The organism is Pseudomonas sp. LBUM1646 (assembly GCF_059716165.1).
Map to the genome: position 1 here is coordinate 2,132,479 of NZ_CP166810.1, position 15,647 is coordinate 2,148,125.

Sequence of the window (15,647 nt, forward strand, 5' to 3'; positions counted from 1 at the left end):
CTGACTCATGGATGAGAAATACCGCAGGGCCGTGGATGCCGCCGCCATCTTTTCCGAAACGGACCTGAGCGGCCGGATCACTTACGTCAATGACCAGTTCTGCGCCATCTCCGGCTATAGCCGCGAGGAGCTGATCGGACAGAACCACAGTCTGCTGAATTCCGGCCTGCACTCCGCCGATTTTTTCGCCACGCTGTGGCGCACCATTGCCCTGGGCAGCGTCTGGAAGGGCGAGATCTGCAATCGGGCCAAGGATGGCAGCCTGTACTGGGTCGACAGCACCATGGTGCCGGTGCTCAATGACGCCACCGGGCGAGTCGACCGCTACCTGTCGATTCGCTTCGACATCAGTGAAAAACGCCAACTGCTGCATTCCCTGCAATGGCGGGTCGGACATGACGTGCTGACGGGCCTGCCCAATCGCGCGTTCCTCTCGGACCTGCTGGATCAGGCGCTGGAGTTCTCGCGCCAGGAAAACATCCCGCTGGCGGTGTGCATGCTCGACCTCGACGGCTTCAAGGCTGTCAATGATGGTTACGGTCACGCCAGTGGCGATCTGCTGCTGGTGGAAGTCGCCAAGCGATTGCGCGCGATTGTGCGTGGTGAAGATGTAGTGGCGCGGCTCGCCGGTGACGAGTTCGTACTGGTGCTGCGTTACGTGCGGGATCTTCCGGAATTGCGCGCGGCGCTGAATCGGGTGCTCGGGGCAATTTCGGCGCCATATTCGCTGCACGGTAAGGACATCAATGTGTTCGCCAGCATTGGCGTGACCCTGTTCCCCTACGATAACGAAGATGCCGAAACCTTGTTGCGCCACGCCGATCAGGCCATGTACGTGGCCAAGCAGCGCGGGCGCAATCGTTTTCACCTGTTCGATGTCTCTCGGGATCAGGAAGTCAAAGCCACCCATCAGACCGTCGAGCGGGTGCGTCAGGCCCTGGCCGACGGCGAGATGCGCCTGCATTTTCAGCCCAAGGTGAACATGCGTCGTGGCGAGGTCGTTGGTTTCGAGGCGCTGTTGCGCTGGGAACATCCGCAAAATGGCCTGGTGCTGCCGCGCGATTTCCTGCCGCTGGTGGAGGAGACGGACCTGATCATCGACATTGGTGAATGGGTGATGGATCAAGTCCTGACGCAATTACACCGTTGGCAGCAAGTGGGGCTGGGCTGGCCGATCAGCATTAACATTGCGGCGCGACACTTTCAGCGGGCGGATTTTGTCGAGCGGCTCCGGCAGGTGCTCGCCCGGCATGCCCAGGTCGCCCCGCAACTGCTGGACCTGGAAATCGTCGAGTCGGTGGCGGTCGAGAATATCCAGCATGTCAGCGCCTGTTTGCAGGCCTGCCAGGCCCTAGGGGTGCAGTTTTCGCTGGGGGATTTCGGCACTGGCTATTCGTCGCTGAGCTACCTCAAGCGCCTGCGCACGCAGACCATCAAGATCGATAAATCCTTTGTCCGCGATATCCTTCACGACCGTGACGACCTGGCCCTGACCACGGCGGTGATCGGCCTGGCCCGGGCGTTTGGCCGGCAGGTGATTGCCGAGGGACTGGAGAGTATCGAACATGGTCAATTGTTGCTGCAGCTCGGCTGTGAAGTGGCCCAAGGCTATTTCATTGCCCGGCCGATGCCGCCCGCCGAGGTGCCGGGCTGGGTCGCCGGATTTGTTGCGCCGGTGCAGTGGCAGACGCTGGATCAGGTTGGCTGACGTTCAAGGCGTTCCGGGCTCGTTGCCGATGTAGAGACCGATAATGTCATCGATCTCCCCGGACATTTTCATTCGCAGCAGCGTGCGCAAAATCCGCTGCACCGGCACTTTCGGATCGTTGCGCACATAGCAGCCGACATTCTGCTCCTGCAACACCGCGACCGCTTGCAGTTGCCGACCGGGCATCAGGCGTTGGTTGAACCAGTCCAGGGTCCATTGGTTGCTGACGGCGTAGCGCGAGCGTCCGGCCAGTAGTTTATCCAGCACCTGTTCCTGATTACGCGCGTCTTCGCGTTGCAACTGGCCGGAATCGAAAAACGGTTGCAGCGTCGGGTAAATGTAGCCAAGCACGGTGCCGATGGTTTCGTGCCGCAGATCGGCGGGGGCGACTGACGTGGGCGAGCCCTTGCGGCTGACCAGCAGGTCCCGTTGCAGAAACAGCGGAATGCTCCAGATGTAATCCCCGGACTGGTTCGGTAGCCATGATTGCGCGGCATAGCAGCGCACATCGACTTCGCCGTGCTCCATGGCGTTTTGCACACGAGCCCGCGGCAGCACATGAAACTCAGCCGGTACGCCGACCTGGGTCGAGAGGCTGAGCATTACGTCATAAAGGATGCCTTGGGTCGGTCGGCCCCGGTCCAGTTGCACCATCGGCATCGCCCAACTGTCGGCCATCACGTAACGCACAGGCGCGTCGGCGGCCGTGACGTTCAGGCTGATTAACAACAATGCCCCCAAGGCCAACCGCATAAACGCTCCGGTACTGATCAATCCTGAACCGACAAATAGCCCCCCAAAATGCAGCTTAGCCAGATTAGACGAGCACACCGGATGCAATTTTGGGCCTGCTCCGCTAGCATTAGCCGCTTCTGCTTCCCAGTGGCGATGGTTTTCGATGAGTTATCAGGTTCTTGCACGTAAATGGCGTCCGCGCTCGTTCCGCGAAATGGTCGGCCAGACCCATGTGCTCAAGGCTCTGATCAATGCCTTGGACAGCCAGCGGCTGCACCACGCCTACCTGTTTACCGGGACGCGCGGGGTCGGCAAGACCACCATCGCACGAATCATTGCCAAATGCCTGAACTGTGAAACAGGTATCACTTCGACGCCCTGCGGCGAGTGCTCGGTGTGCCGCGAGATCGATGAGGGGCGCTTTGTCGACCTGATCGAGATCGACGCCGCGAGCCGGACCAAGGTCGAGGACACCCGCGAGCTACTCGACAACGTGCAGTACGCCCCGAGCCGCGGGCGCTTCAAGGTCTACCTGATCGACGAAGTGCACATGCTCTCCAGCCATTCCTTCAATGCGCTGTTGAAAACCCTCGAAGAGCCGCCGCCCTACGTCAAGTTCATCCTGGCCACCACCGACCCGCAGAAACTTCCGGCAACGATTCTTTCACGGTGCCTGCAGTTCTCCCTGAAGAACATGACCCCGGAGCGGGTGGTCGAGCATTTGACCCACGTGCTGGGCGTCGAACAGGTGCCGTTCGAAGACGACGCACTGTGGCTGCTGGGCCGCGCCGCCGACGGTTCGATGCGTGACGCCATGAGCCTGACCGACCAGGCCATCGCCTTCGGTGAAGGCAAGGTCATGGCCGCCGACGTACGGGCGATGCTCGGTACGCTCGATCATGGCCAGGTGTTCGATGTCCTGCATTCGTTGATCGAAGGCGACGCCAAGGCGTTGCTCGAAGCCGTGCGTCACCTGGCCGAACAAGGCCCGGACTGGAACGGCGTGCTCTCGGAAATTCTCAACGTGCTGCACCGTGTCGCCATCGCCCAGGCCCTGCCGGAAGGCGTCGACAACGGTCACGGCGATCGTGACCGGGTGCTGGCGCTGGCCCAGGCGTTGCCGGCCGAAGACGTACAGTTTTACTACCAGATGGGCCTGATCGGCCGGCGCGACTTGCCGCTGGCGCCGGACCCGCGTGGTGGCTTCGAAATGGTCCTGCTGCGCATGCTGGCGTTCCGGCCGGCGGATACGGCGGACGCCCCGAGGCAACCGCTAAAGCCAGTGGGGATCAGCCAGGCCACAGTTGATTCCGCAAATTCAGTGGCTGCCGCGCCGAAAGTTGCGCCGGTAGTCGCTGCGGCAGTTGCCCCGGTTGTGGCCGCGCCTGTCGCGGCGGTCGTTGCACCGGTCCCGGAGCCTAAACCGGTTGCGCCAGTTATCGTGCCCGAGCCTGTGGTTGAAGCGGTTGCGGTTGAAGCTGTCGTCGACCTGCCGTGGAATGATCCGGTCGAACCCGAAGTGGTCCAGCAACCCGCCATCGAGCCGGTACTGGAAACCGCCAGCGAGCAACCCGACTTGCCGCCGATGCCGATGCCTACGCCGGACAGCGTGGTGCCGGACGCGCCGGAATGGGCCGCTGCGCCGATCCCGGAACCGTCCGTGGCCGAAGTCGATGCCGCCACCCCGGGCATCGACGATGACGAGCCGCCACTGGACGAAGATTACATCGAGCCGGACATCGACTCGGCCTACAGCTACCTCGATGAACTGGCCAGCGAACACACCGCCGAGCCGGCGCCGGAACCCGAGCCAGAGCCCGCCGCTGCACCGGCCACCGGTCTGGCGCTGCAATGGCTGGAGCTGTTCCCGAAGCTGCCGATCTCCGGCATGACCGGCAGCATCGCCGCCAACTGCACGCTGATCGCCGTCGATGGCGATAACTGGCTGTTGCACCTGGACCCGGCCCACAGCGCCCTGTTCAACGCGACCCAGCAACGACGTTTGAATGACGCGCTGAACCAGTTCCACGGGCGTACGCTGAGCCTGAGCATGGAACTGATCAAGCCCGAGCAGGAAACCCCGGCCCAGGCCGCGTCCCGCCGGCGTGTGAACCGTCAGCGCGAGGCCGAGGAATCGATCCACGGTGATCCGTTCATCCAGCAAATGATGCAGCAGTTCGGTGCGGTGATCCGTAACGATACTATTGAACCTGTCGAAGCCCTGGTCAGTCAGGGCTAATAACTGAAGGCGTTCGGCTAAAAGTTGCCGAGCGCCGTTTTTATCCAAGTACTTTGAGGTGATTACCATGATGAAAGGTGGCATGGCCGGCCTGATGAAGCAGGCGCAGCAGATGCAGGAAAAAATGGCCAAGATGCAGGAAGAACTGGCCAACGCCGAAGTCACCGGTAAGGCCGGCGGCGATATGGTCACCGTGGTGATGACCGGTCGTCACGACGTCAAGCGCGTGACCATCGACCCAAGCCTGGTAGAAGGCCTGAGCGAAGACGACAAAGAGATGCTGGAGGCCGTGTTCGCCGCCGCCGTCAACGATGCCGTGCGCAAGATCGAAGCCAACAGCCAGGACAAAATGTCCGGCGTGACCGCTGGCATGCAACTGCCACCGGGTATGAAACTGCCCTTCTGATTCGCCAACGCGCGTCGGATGAGCTACAAAAAAATGCCAGACATTGCGTCTGGCATTTTTGTTTCTGCTAGCGACTGATCGTTCCCACGCTCTGCGTGGGAATGCCTGTTGTGACGCTCCGTGTCACGCTTTGGGACGCGGAGCGCCCCGGGCTGCATTCCCACGCGGAGCGTGGGAACGATCTGCGCCCTTAAAAACAGAAACATCGAACGCCATACCGCCACAAAGGTCTGCACCCTATACCGCTGAATTCATCGATCAAAGGAGACGCTCACATGCCACAAGCATTGACCCTCAACCAACGTATCGTCCTGGTGTCCCGCCCGGTGGGCGCGCCGACCCCGGAGAATTTTCGCCTGGAGCGCGTGGCGCTGCCGGACCTGGCCGATGGTCAGGTGCTGCTCAAGACCCTTTATCTGTCGCTCGACCCCTACATGCGCGGACGCATGAGTGACGCGCCGTCCTACGCCGCGCCGGTGGAAATCGACGAAGTGATGACCGGTGGCGCGGTCAGCCGTGTCGAGCGCTCGCTCAATCCCAAGTTCCACGAAGGTGATCTGGTGGTCGGCTCTACCGGCTGGCAGAGCCACAGCATCAGCGATGGTCGCAACATCATTCCCATCCCGTCCGGGCTGCCGAGCCCGTCGATGGCCTTGGGCGTCCTGGGCATGCCGGGCATGACGGCCTATATGGGCCTGATGGACATCGGCCAGCCCAAGGCCGGCGAAACCCTGGTGGTGGCCGCTGCGTCTGGTGCCGTGGGTTCGGTGGTCGGCCAAGTGGCGAAGATCAAAGGCCTGCGAGTCGTCGGTGTAGCCGGCGGTGCGGACAAGTGCCGTTATGTGGTCGAGGAGTTGGGCTTCGACGCCTGTATCGACCACAAGAGCCCGGACTTCGCCAATGACCTGGCAATGGCGTGCCCCAAGGGCGTCGACATTTACTACGAGAACGTCGGCGGCAAGGTCTTTGAAGCGATCGTGCCGTTGCTCAATGCCAAGGCGCGGATTCCGCTCTGTGGCCTGATTGCCGGCTATAACGCCCATGAAGCGCCGAGCGGCCCGGATCGGCTGCCGCAATTGCAGCGCACCTTGCTGACCAAGCGCGTGCGGATCCAGGGCTTTATCGTGTTTGATGACTATGGTGATCGCCAACCGGAATTCGTCAGCGCCATGGCGCCGTGGGTGCGCGACGGCAAGGTCAAGTTCCGCGAGGACATCGTCGAGGGCCTGGAGCAGGCGCCCGAGGCGTTCATCGGTCTGCTGGAAGGACGCAATTTCGGCAAACTGGTGGTGCGGGTCGCCCAGGACTGAGTATTTGACGCTGGCCAGAGGCGCGGGTATAAACCGCGTCTCGTTGTTTTGTCGGACTTTTCCCCATGAGCTTCAGCCCTCTGATTCGCCAACTGATCGATGCCCTGCGAACATTGCCGGGCGTGGGTCAGAAAACCGCCCAGCGCATGGCGTTGCAACTGCTCGAGCGCGATCGCAGCGGCGGCTCGCGACTGGCGCTGGCCCTGAGCCAGGCCATGGAAGGGGTCGGTCACTGCCGCTTGTGCCGCACGCTGACCGAAGACGACCTGTGCCCGCAATGCGCCGACAACCGCCGTGACGACACCTTGCTGTGCGTGGTGGAAGGGCCGATGGATGTCTACGCCGTGGAGCAGACCGGTTTCCGCGGTCGCTACTTCGTGCTCAAGGGCCATTTGTCGCCGCTCGACGGTCTCGGACCAGAGGCCATCGGCATTCCGCAATTGCTGGCGCGGATCGAAGAGGCGGGTACCTTTGCCGAAGTCATCCTGGCCACCAACCCGACGGTGGAAGGTGAAGCCACGGCGCATTACATCGCCCAGTTGCTCAGCAACAAAGGCTTGATCGCCTCGCGCATCGCCCATGGCGTACCGTTGGGTGGCGAGCTGGAATTGGTGGATGGCGGGACGTTGGCGCATTCGTTTGCGGGGCGTAAGCCGATCGCGTTGTAAGAACTGCAAAAGATCGCAGCCTTCGGCAGCTCCTACAGGGTGTACGCCATCCCAATGTAGGAGCTGCCGAAGGCTGCGATCTTTTGATCTTGAAATCCTTGTTGAAAACCAAGCAAGCGCTCGGTTAACTTCGCTGAACCCTTCAGTGGAGCTCGCCGATGCCTGCCTTTCAGGAATACTTCGACCCCAGCCACCAATTGGTCCGCGACAGCGTCAGGCGTTTCGTCGAGCGCGAGATCCTGCCGGACATTGACCAATGGGAAGAAGCCGAAAGCTTTCCTCGGGAGTTGTACCTCAAGGCCGGGGCGGCGGGAATCCTGGGGATCGGTTATCCCGAAGCCCTGGGCGGCAGCCACGAAGGTGATCTGTTCGCCAAGGTCGCCGCCAGCGAAGAGCTGATGCGCTGCGGCTCCGGCGGATTGGTGGCGGGCCTCGGTTCGCTGGATATCGGCCTGCCGCCGATTCTCAAGTGGGCCAGGCCTGAGGTTCGTGACCGGGTGGTGCCTCAGGTGTTGTCCGGCGAGAAGATCAGCGCCCTGGCCATCACCGAACCCAGCGGCGGCTCCGATGTGGCCAACCTGCAAACCCGCGCCGTGCGTGACGGCGACTCCTACCGGGTCAGCGGCAGCAAAACTTTTATCACCAGTGGCGTGCGGGCGGATTTCTACACCGTGGCGGTGCGCACTGGCGAGCCGGGGTTCGGCGGTATCAGCCTGTTGTTGATCGAGAAGGGCACACCCGGTTTCACCGTCGGGCGGCAGTTGAAGAAAATGGGCTGGTGGGCGTCGGACACTGCCGAATTGTTCTTCGACAATTGCCAGGTGCCGGTAGGCAATCTGATCGGCGCCGAGAACATGGGCTTCGCCTGCATCATGGGCAATTTCCAGAGCGAACGCCTGGCCCTGGCGCTGATGGCCAATATGACCGCGCAGCTTGCCCTCGAAGAGAGCCTGAAATGGGCGCGGCAGCGCGAGGCCTTTGGCAAGCCGATCGGCAAGTTCCAAGTGCTCAAGCACCGCCTCGCCGAAATGGCCACGGCCCTGGAAGTGTCACGGGAATTCACCTACCGCCAGGCGGCGAAAATGGCGGCAGGGCAGAGCGTGATCAAGGAAATTTCCATGGCCAAGAATTTCGCGACCGACACGGCGGATCGCATCACCACGGATGCGGTGCAGATTCTGGGGGGTATGGGTTACATGCGTGAAAGCCTGGTGGAGCGGCTTTATCGCGACAATCGGATTCTGTCGATTGGCGGCGGGACGCGGGAAGTGATGAACGAGATCATCAGCAAGCAGATGGGGTTGTAACAGTTGATCGTTCCCACGCTCCGCGTGGGAATGCCTCAATGGACGCTCTGCGTCCGCTTTGGGACGCGGAGCGTCCCTGGCTGCATTCCCACGCGGCGTGTGGGAATGATCGAGTGGAGGCCGCTTACTGTTCGCTCAACGCAAACTGCGTCAGGCAGAACGTAGGAATCCCCATATCCTCCAGCCGCTGCGACCCGCCCAACTCCGGCAAATCAATAATCGCCGCCGCTTCATGAATCCGCGCACCCATGCGTCGAATCAGATTCGCCGCCGCAATCAACGTGCCGCCGGTCGCGATCAGGTCATCGAACATCACCACCGAATCGCCCTCGCACAGACTGTCGGCGTGTACTTCGAGGAAGGCTTCGCCGTACTCGGTCGCGTACCCCTCGGCCAGCACGTCCGCCGGCAGTTTGCCTTGCTTGCGAAACAGCACCAGCGGCTTGTTCAACTGGTAGGCCAGTACCGAGCCAATCAGGAAGCCCCGCGCATCCATCGCACCGATGTGAGTGAAATCGGCTTCAACGTAACGATGGGCGAAGCTGTCCATCACCAGGCGCAAGGCCGTGGGCGATTGAAACAACGGAGTGATGTCACGAAAGATCACGCCCGGCTTGGGGAAGTCGATCACGGGGCGGATCAGGGATTTGATGTCGAAGGAGTCGAAGACCATCGTCGAGTTGTCCTGGCAGGCTACAAACGACGCAGTATAACGGCGGCTGAACCGTTTCGCTCAGCCGCAATTGCACTAGTCAGTCGAGAGAGCCGCCGGCCAGGGCGCACAGCTGGATCGGGTCGAGAATATGGATTTCCTTGCCCTCGGCAGCGATCAGTTCGTTTTGCTGGAAGCGCGTGAACACCCGGGACACGGTTTCCACCGCCAGGCCCAGGTAGTTGCCGATTTCGTTGCGTGACATGCTCAGGCGGAACTGGTTGGCCGAGAAGCCGCGGGCGCGGAAGCGCGCGGACAGGTTGACCAAGAACGTGGCGATGCGCTCGTCGGCGGTTTTCTTCGACAGCAGCAACATCATTTGCTGATCGTCGCGAATCTCGCGACTCATCACCCGCATCAACTGACGACGCAGTTGCGGCAGTTGCACAGCCAGTTCGTCGAGGCGTTCGAAAGGGATTTCGCAGACCGATGTAGTCTCCAGCGCTTGCGCCGACACCGGGTGCTTTTCAGTGTCCATGCCCGACAGGCCGACCAGTTCGCTCGGCAAGTGGAAACCGGTGAGCTGTTCTTCGCCGCCATCGCTGAGGCTGAAGGTCTTGAGGGCGCCGGAGCGAACTGCATAAACGGAATCGAACGTGTCGCCCTGGCGGAACAGGAACTCGCCTTTTTTCAGTGGGCGACCACGTTTAACGATTTCGTCCAGCGCATCCATGTCTTCCAGATTCAGAGAAAGTGGCAAGCAGAGGGGGGCCAGGCTGCAATCCTTGCAATGGGCCTGACTATGAGCGCGCAGCTTTACTGGCTCGGACATTTCTTCAATCCTTGTGGGAAAACACACATAAGCCGTAAGGGTAACTCACGGGAGGACAATCAGGCCAGCGTATGGCGATTTTGTCGCAGGCAGGTAAAGGCCGCGGCCGGGCGGCCGATAACCTGTCAACTGATCGCCTGCAGGGAACCGCATTCATGTCCGCCATTGGCACGTTGAACCCCGGTAATAGCGGCTTACCGTCGTTGCTCGATACCTCGAAAATCCCGCCGGTCAATGAGTCGGACGTCACCTTGGCGCCCGTCGAAACCCCGACCAGCGTCGAAGGCATCAAAGTGTCGCTGTCCGGTGCAGGGATTGAGAAAGCCGCCGGGTCCAAGGGCGAAAACAGCGACATCGAAGAAAGCGGGTTGCCGGAAAACATTCAGCAGATCCTGAAAATGATTCGCAAATTGCAGCAGCAGATCGCCGAAAAAATGGCGGAAATGCAGGCGGTAATGAGAGACAAACGTCTGAGCCCGGAAGAAATGAAGGCCAAACTCGGAGCCCTGCAAGCGTTCATCAACAACCTCAACGGTGGCCTGATCACCGCCAATACCGCGCTCAGCAAAGCCATGAAGCAGGCAGGCCTGACGCCGGAGCAAATCCTTAAAGCGGCGTCGCTGGTCATGAAATCCTAAATCACCCGGGAAAAGCGCTGACGATTTTGCTGTTCCAGGTAAGCGTCGAACACCATGCACACCGAGCGCACCAGCAGTCGTCCGGCCGGCAGTACCGTGATCCGCTCGCTGTCCAGTTCGATCAAACCGTCCTTGGCCATCTCCTCCAGTTGCGGCCAGAGTTCGCTGAAGTAGCCGCGGAAATCGATATTGAAGGCTTTCTCGATTCCGGCGAATTCCAGGTTGAAACTGCAGATCAGTTGCTGAATCACTGCTCGTCGCAGGCGGTCGTCGGCGTTGCACAGCAGGCCACGGTTGGTGGCCAGTTGCGCCGAGGCCAAGGTGTTTTGGTACAGGTTCAGGTCACTGGTGTTTTGGCAGTACAGGTCGCCGATCTGACTGATGGCCGAGACCCCGAGGCCGATCAAGTCGCAATGACCGTGGGTGGTGTAGCCCTGGAAGTTGCGTTGCAGGGTTGATTCTTCCTGGGCAATCGCCAGTTCGTCATCGGGAAGGGCGAAGTGGTCCATGCCGATGTAGCGGTAGCCGGCCTTGGTCAGCTGTTCGATGGTGCCCTGCAGCATCTCGAGTTTTTGCGCCGGCGTCGGCAGTTCGTTGCTGTTGATTCGCCGCTGCGGCATAAAGCGTTCCGGCAGGTGCGCGTAGTTGAACACCGAGAGCCGGTCCGGTTGCAGGGCGATGACTTCATCGACCGTGCGGGCAAAGTTCTCGGGGGTCTGGCACGGCAGGCCGTAGATCAGATCAATGTTGATCGAGCGAAACTGCAAGGTTCGCGCAGCGTCAATCACCGCGCGGGTTTCTTCCAGGCTTTGCAGGCGATTGACCGCGCGTTGCACCGCCGGATCGAGGTCTTGCAGGCCGATGCTGACCCGGTTGAAGCCCAGCTCCCGCAGCAAGCCCATGGTCGACCAGTCGGCTTCGCGGGGATCGATCTCGATGCCGTAGTCGCCGGAATCATCGTCCAGCAAATTGAAATGCTTGCGCAACTGCGCCATCAACTGGCGCAGTTCGTCGTGGCTGAGAAAGGTCGGGGTGCCACCGCCGAAATGCAGTTGCTCGACTTTCTGTGCCGGGTCCAGGTGACAGGCGATCAGCTGGATCTCCTGCTCCAGGCGCTGCAAGTAGGGGAGTGCGCGACCGCGGTCCTTGGTGATGACCTTATTGCAGGCGCAGTAGTAGCAAATGTTCGCGCAGAACGGCACATGCACATACAACGACAGCGGGCGCAGCGCTTTGCGGCTGTCGCGCAGGGCATGGAACAGGTCGAACGTGCCGACCTGACTGTTGAATTGCACGGCGGTCGGGTATGAGGTGTAGCGCGGCCCCGACAGGTCGTAACGGCGAATCAGATCGGTGTCCCAACGAATGGCGTCGAGCATGCGGGCATTCCCCCGGATAGGCTTGCAGTGGCTGCGAGTCTATGGGGTGCGGCGTTGCGGCATCTTGATTTGCATCAACGGTGTCATTGCCAACCATCGCCCTGTAGCAGCTGCCGAGCCTGCGAGGCTGCGTTCGGCGGCGAAGCCGTCGTACACCCTGACTCCCAGATCATCCTGATACACCGCACTGCCTGATTTCACGACGGCTTCGCCGCCGAACGCAGCCTCGCAGGCTCGGCAGCTGCTACTGGGCTGCGATCTAATGCCCCATGAGCCAATGCTGATGCGGCCCTGGCAATGTCCAGATCCCGAACAGCATCACCAACAAACCGCCACTCATCCGCACACTGCGCTTGCGCAACAGCGCCGTCACGCGCTCGGCTGCCAAACCCGTGGCCAATAAAACCGGCCATGTCCCCAGCCCGAATGCCAACATCAACAACGCACTATCAAGCGCATTGCCCTGACTCGCCGCCCACAGCAAGGTGCTGTAAACCAGACCACAAGGCAGCCAGCCCCAGAGCGCCCCCAGCAGCAAGGCGCGGGGCAGGGTCGATACGGGCAGCAGTTTGTTGGCAATCGGCTGGATATGCCGCCACAGGCCACGACCGAGGCTTTCGACGCGGGTCAGGCCGCTCCACCAGCCGGCCAGGTACAGGCCCATGCTGATCAGCAGCAACCCGGCGATGATGCGCATGAACATCGCCGCCGGGCTGTTGGCCACTGCCCAGCCGGCCAAGCCAATCAGCAGGCCGGCGGTCGCGTAGCTGAGAATTCGTCCAAGGTTGTAGGCCAGCAACAAGCGGAAGCGGCGACTGCGTTGTTCCTTGGGAATCGCCAGGGTCAGCGCGCCCATCAAACCGCCGCACATGCCCAGGCAATGCCCGCCGCCGAGCAGGCCGAGGATCACTGCAGATACCAGCAGCGGCGCCAACTCAAGCATGGGGTGGCGCCTTGTCATCCGGTTTGGCCGGATGGCCGCTGGCTTCATCGACCGCCGCTTTGTGAGCCGGGTCCTGGTCGTCGAACAGAATGCTATGGGCCGGGCCATCGAGGTCGTCGTACTGACCGCTGTCCACCGCCCAGAAGAAGATGTAGACGGCGATGGCCACGATCAGCAGCGCGGCCGGGATCATCACGTAAAGAGCTGGCATGGGTAAACTCCATGCCCGCGCGGCTCAGGCCGGCAGCGGGCGGGTTTCTGGCGTGGCGCTGGCCTTGGGCGTGCTCGGCATCCGAGTCAGGCGCAGGGCATTGAGCACCACGGTCAACGAACTGATCGACATGCCGACCGCGGCCCACACCGGAGTGATCCAGCCGAGGGCGGCGAACGGCAACATGAGGCCATTGTACAGCCCGGCCCACAGCAGGTTCTCGATGATGACCCGGCGGGTGCGCCGCGCCAGGCTGAAGGCTTGCACCAGGGCGTCCAGACGATTGGACAGCAGCACCGCATCGGCGCTGGTTTTCGCCAGGTCGGTGGCCGAACCCATGGCCACGCTGATATCGGCAGCGGCCAGCACCGGCACATCGTTGACCCCGTCACCGAGCATCAACACCTTGCGCCCTTCCTTGTGCAGCTGTTGCAGCACCTGCAACTTGTCATCGGGGCGTAAGCCGCCACGGGCCTCGTCGATCCCCAGTTCGGCGGCGACGCTGGCGACCATCGGCGAACTGTCGCCGGACAGCAACAGTGTGCGCCAGCCGCGCGCCTTGCAGGCAGCGAGCAGGGCTGGCGCGTCGGCGCGCAAACGGTCGTCGAGGACAAACCATGCCAGCGGCCCGAAGCTGTCGCCAAGCAGCAGCCATTGGCCCGCTTCATTTGGCATCAGCGGCACGCTGGCGCCACTGAGTTCGCAAACAAACCCTGGTTGGCCAATACGTAAACGTTGTTCGCCGACCAATCCTTCAAGACCCAGCCCCGGCGTACTGAGGACTTCTTCAGCGGCCAATGGGGCGCGGCCAAACGCACGGGCGATCGGGTGTTCGGAGCGGTTTTCCAATGCGGCCGCGAGCCCCAGGCACTCATCGCTGCCGAGTGAGCCGAGCGGGCGAATCGAACGCAACGCCAGGCGACCTTCGGTCAGCGTGCCGGTCTTGTCGAAAATCACGGTATCGATCTGGTTCAGACCTTCCAGCACATGGCCGCGGGTCAGCAGCAAACCGAGTTTGTGCAGTGTGCCGGTGGCGGCGGTCAGCGCAGTTGGCGTGGCGAGGGACAGGGCGCATGGGCAGGTTGCCACGAGCATGGCGAGCACGATCCAGAACGCTCGCGAGGAATCCAGCTCCCACCACAGCAGACCAATGGCGGCGGCGGCAATCAACGACAACAGCAGGAACCATTGGGCGGCGCGGTCGGCGATTTCCGCCAGACGCGGCTTTTCGGCCTGGGCGCGGTCGAGCAGGCGGACGATGGCCGACAGCCGGGTGTCGTGACCCAGCGCCAGCACTTCCACAGTCAACGCGCCTTCGACGTTCAACGTGCCGGCGGTGACCGCATCGCCGAGGGTGCGCGGCTGCGGCAGGTACTCGCCGGTCAGCAGGGACTCGTCGATGCTCGACTGGCCGTCGAGGATCTTGCCGTCGGCCGGCAGGATCGCGCCAGGATGCACCAGCACCTGATCGCCGACGCGTAATTCGCTGAGCAGGATGCGTTCGCTCTGGCCATCGGCACTCAGGCGCAAACATGAGGCGGGCAATAGATTCACCAGCTGCGCGGTGGCGGCGGCGGTGCGTTCCCGGGCGCGGCGTTCCAGGTAACGCCCGGCCAGCAGGAACAGCGCGAACATCCCGACGGCATCGAAATACAGCTCGCCGACCCCGGTGATCGAGGTCCAGATCCCGGCAAGGTACGCGCTGCCGATGGCCAGCGAGACCGAAACGTCCATGGTCAGGTGCCGGGTGCGCAGGTCGCGCATCGCGCCCTTGAAGAACGGCGCGCAGCTGTAGAACACGATGGGTGTGGTCAGGAACAGCGCGACCCAGCGCAGGATGGTGTGCAGCTCCGGACTGAGGTCAATGTTGAATTCCGGCCAGGTGGCCATGGTCGCCATCATCGCTTGGAACCACAGCAATCCGGCGACGCCGAGTTGGCGCAGGGCCAGGCGGTTTTCGCTGGCCAGTTGTTCGCTGGCGCGGTCGGACTGATAGGGGTGGGCGGCGTAACCGATGTGGCGCAGTTCACTGAGCACTTGGCTCAGTGGCAGTTGCGCGTCGGCCCAGCGCACGTACAGGCGATGGTTGGACAAATTCAGCCGCGCCTCGGCCACGGCCGGCAAACCGCGCAGGTGTTTCTCGATCAGCCAGCCACAAGCGGCACAGCTGATGCCTTCCATGAGCAGCGTGGTTTCGGCGAGTTCGCCTTCGTGACGGACGAAGGGTTGCTGGACGTCGGCGCGGTCGTACAGCGCCAGTTCGTCGACCAATTGCACCGGCAAGGACTCGGGGTTGGCGGAGGCTTCGCTGCGATGCTGGTAATAACTTTCCAGCCCGCCGGCCACGATGGCTTCGGCCACAGCCTGGCAACCCGGGCAGCAGAGCTCGCGGGTTTCACCGAGGACGACGGCGGTGAAGCGGCTGCCGGCCGGGACGGGCAGGGCGCAGTGGTAGCAGGGGGTTGGGGTGGTCATGGGGTTTTCACAGGGTGTTGTCCGATGATCGTTCCCACGCTCTGCGTGGGAATGCCTCCCCGGACGCTCCGCGTCCGCTTCGGCTGGGACGCGGAGCGTCCCTGGCTGCGTTCCCACGCAGAGCGTGGGAACGATCAGGTGTGA

The 15,647-nt window shown here is 62.1% G+C and carries 14 protein-coding genes; 7 read left to right on the forward strand and 7 right to left on the reverse strand.

All coding sequences use genetic code 11. The features are described 5' to 3' along the window. Nucleotides 1-7 precede the first annotated feature (7 nt). Nucleotides 8-1,708, forward strand: coding sequence for a putative bifunctional diguanylate cyclase/phosphodiesterase (locus tag ACA071_RS09550; protein WP_497644092.1), 1,701 nt, complete (start codon nucleotides 8-10; stop codon nucleotides 1,706-1,708). Nucleotides 1,709-1,711: 3 nt separating this feature from the next. Here ACA071_RS09550 and ACA071_RS09555 read toward each other — a convergent pair whose 3' ends face one another. Then, on the reverse strand, nucleotides 1,712-2,461 hold the full coding sequence (locus ACA071_RS09555; protein ID WP_497644093.1) for a substrate-binding periplasmic protein: 750 nt from the start codon (nucleotides 2,459-2,461) through the stop codon (nucleotides 1,712-1,714). A 145-nt stretch (nucleotides 2,462-2,606) separates the two neighbouring features. Between ACA071_RS09555 and dnaX the strand changes: the two genes are divergently transcribed. From dnaX to ACA071_RS09580, 5 genes are all read left to right on the forward strand, one after another. Then, complete coding sequence (dnaX, locus tag ACA071_RS09560; RefSeq protein WP_497644094.1) at nucleotides 2,607-4,682, forward strand: DNA polymerase III subunit gamma/tau; 2,076 nt, start codon at nucleotides 2,607-2,609, stop codon at nucleotides 4,680-4,682. A gap of 67 nt (nucleotides 4,683-4,749) precedes the next feature. Next, nucleotides 4,750-5,088 carry a YbaB/EbfC family nucleoid-associated protein gene (locus ACA071_RS09565; protein ID WP_007905413.1) on the forward strand — a complete coding sequence of 113 codons (339 nt, stop codon included), beginning with the start codon at nucleotides 4,750-4,752 and terminating at the stop codon, nucleotides 5,086-5,088. A gap of 275 nt (nucleotides 5,089-5,363) precedes the next feature. Continuing rightward, nucleotides 5,364-6,398 carry an NADPH-dependent curcumin/dihydrocurcumin reductase gene (gene curA, locus ACA071_RS09570; protein WP_497644095.1) on the forward strand — a complete coding sequence of 345 codons (1,035 nt, stop codon included), beginning with the start codon at nucleotides 5,364-5,366 and terminating at the stop codon, nucleotides 6,396-6,398. A gap of 65 nt (nucleotides 6,399-6,463) precedes the next feature. Continuing rightward, the gene (gene recR, locus ACA071_RS09575; RefSeq protein WP_123403316.1) at nucleotides 6,464-7,066 is read left to right on the forward strand and encodes a recombination mediator RecR; all 603 of its coding nucleotides are present in this window, start codon (nucleotides 6,464-6,466) and stop codon (nucleotides 7,064-7,066) included. 158 nt (nucleotides 7,067-7,224) lie between these two features. Then, entirely contained in the window at nucleotides 7,225-8,373 is a 1,149-nt protein-coding gene (locus ACA071_RS09580; RefSeq protein WP_497644096.1) for an acyl-CoA dehydrogenase family protein, read from the forward strand. Between the two features lie 124 nt (nucleotides 8,374-8,497). Here the strand turns inward: ACA071_RS09580 and ACA071_RS09585 are convergent, their stop codons facing one another. Both ACA071_RS09585 and fnr read right to left on the reverse strand, forming a co-directional pair. Then, a complete protein-coding gene (locus tag ACA071_RS09585; RefSeq protein WP_092270846.1) occupies nucleotides 8,498-9,046 on the reverse strand; it encodes an adenine phosphoribosyltransferase in 549 nt (182 codons plus the stop codon). Between the two features lie 79 nt (nucleotides 9,047-9,125). Beyond that, the gene (gene fnr / locus ACA071_RS09590; protein WP_123403321.1) at nucleotides 9,126-9,857 is read right to left on the reverse strand and encodes a fumarate/nitrate reduction transcriptional regulator Fnr; all 732 of its coding nucleotides are present in this window, start codon (nucleotides 9,855-9,857) and stop codon (nucleotides 9,126-9,128) included. A 155-nt stretch (nucleotides 9,858-10,012) separates the two neighbouring features. On the opposite strand from fnr, the gene ACA071_RS09595 reads away from it, so the two are divergent. Continuing rightward, nucleotides 10,013-10,495: a hypothetical protein gene (locus ACA071_RS09595; protein ID WP_497644097.1), complete on the forward strand. Its 483-nt coding sequence runs from the start codon at nucleotides 10,013-10,015 to the stop codon at nucleotides 10,493-10,495. Here the strand turns inward: ACA071_RS09595 and hemN are convergent. The 4 genes from hemN to ACA071_RS09615 form a co-directional block, all read right to left on the reverse strand. Further along, a complete protein-coding gene (hemN, locus tag ACA071_RS09600) occupies nucleotides 10,492-11,874 on the reverse strand; it encodes an oxygen-independent coproporphyrinogen III oxidase (RefSeq protein WP_497644098.1) in 1,383 nt (460 codons plus the stop codon). The genes ACA071_RS09595 and hemN overlap by 4 nt on opposite strands. Before the next feature lie 259 nt (nucleotides 11,875-12,133). Beyond that, complete coding sequence (locus ACA071_RS09605; RefSeq protein ID WP_497644099.1) at nucleotides 12,134-12,817, reverse strand: sulfite exporter TauE/SafE family protein; 684 nt, start codon at nucleotides 12,815-12,817, stop codon at nucleotides 12,134-12,136. Continuing rightward, nucleotides 12,810-13,028 carry a cbb3-type cytochrome oxidase assembly protein CcoS gene (gene ccoS / locus ACA071_RS09610; protein WP_027921715.1) on the reverse strand — a complete coding sequence of 73 codons (219 nt, stop codon included), beginning with the start codon at nucleotides 13,026-13,028 and terminating at the stop codon, nucleotides 12,810-12,812. Before ccoS ends, ACA071_RS09605 begins: the two co-directional genes overlap by 8 nt. 24 nt (nucleotides 13,029-13,052) lie before the next feature. Continuing rightward, the gene (locus ACA071_RS09615; protein WP_497644100.1) at nucleotides 13,053-15,503 is read right to left on the reverse strand and encodes a heavy metal translocating P-type ATPase; all 2,451 of its coding nucleotides are present in this window, start codon (nucleotides 15,501-15,503) and stop codon (nucleotides 13,053-13,055) included. Nucleotides 15,504-15,647: the final 144 nt, after the last annotated feature.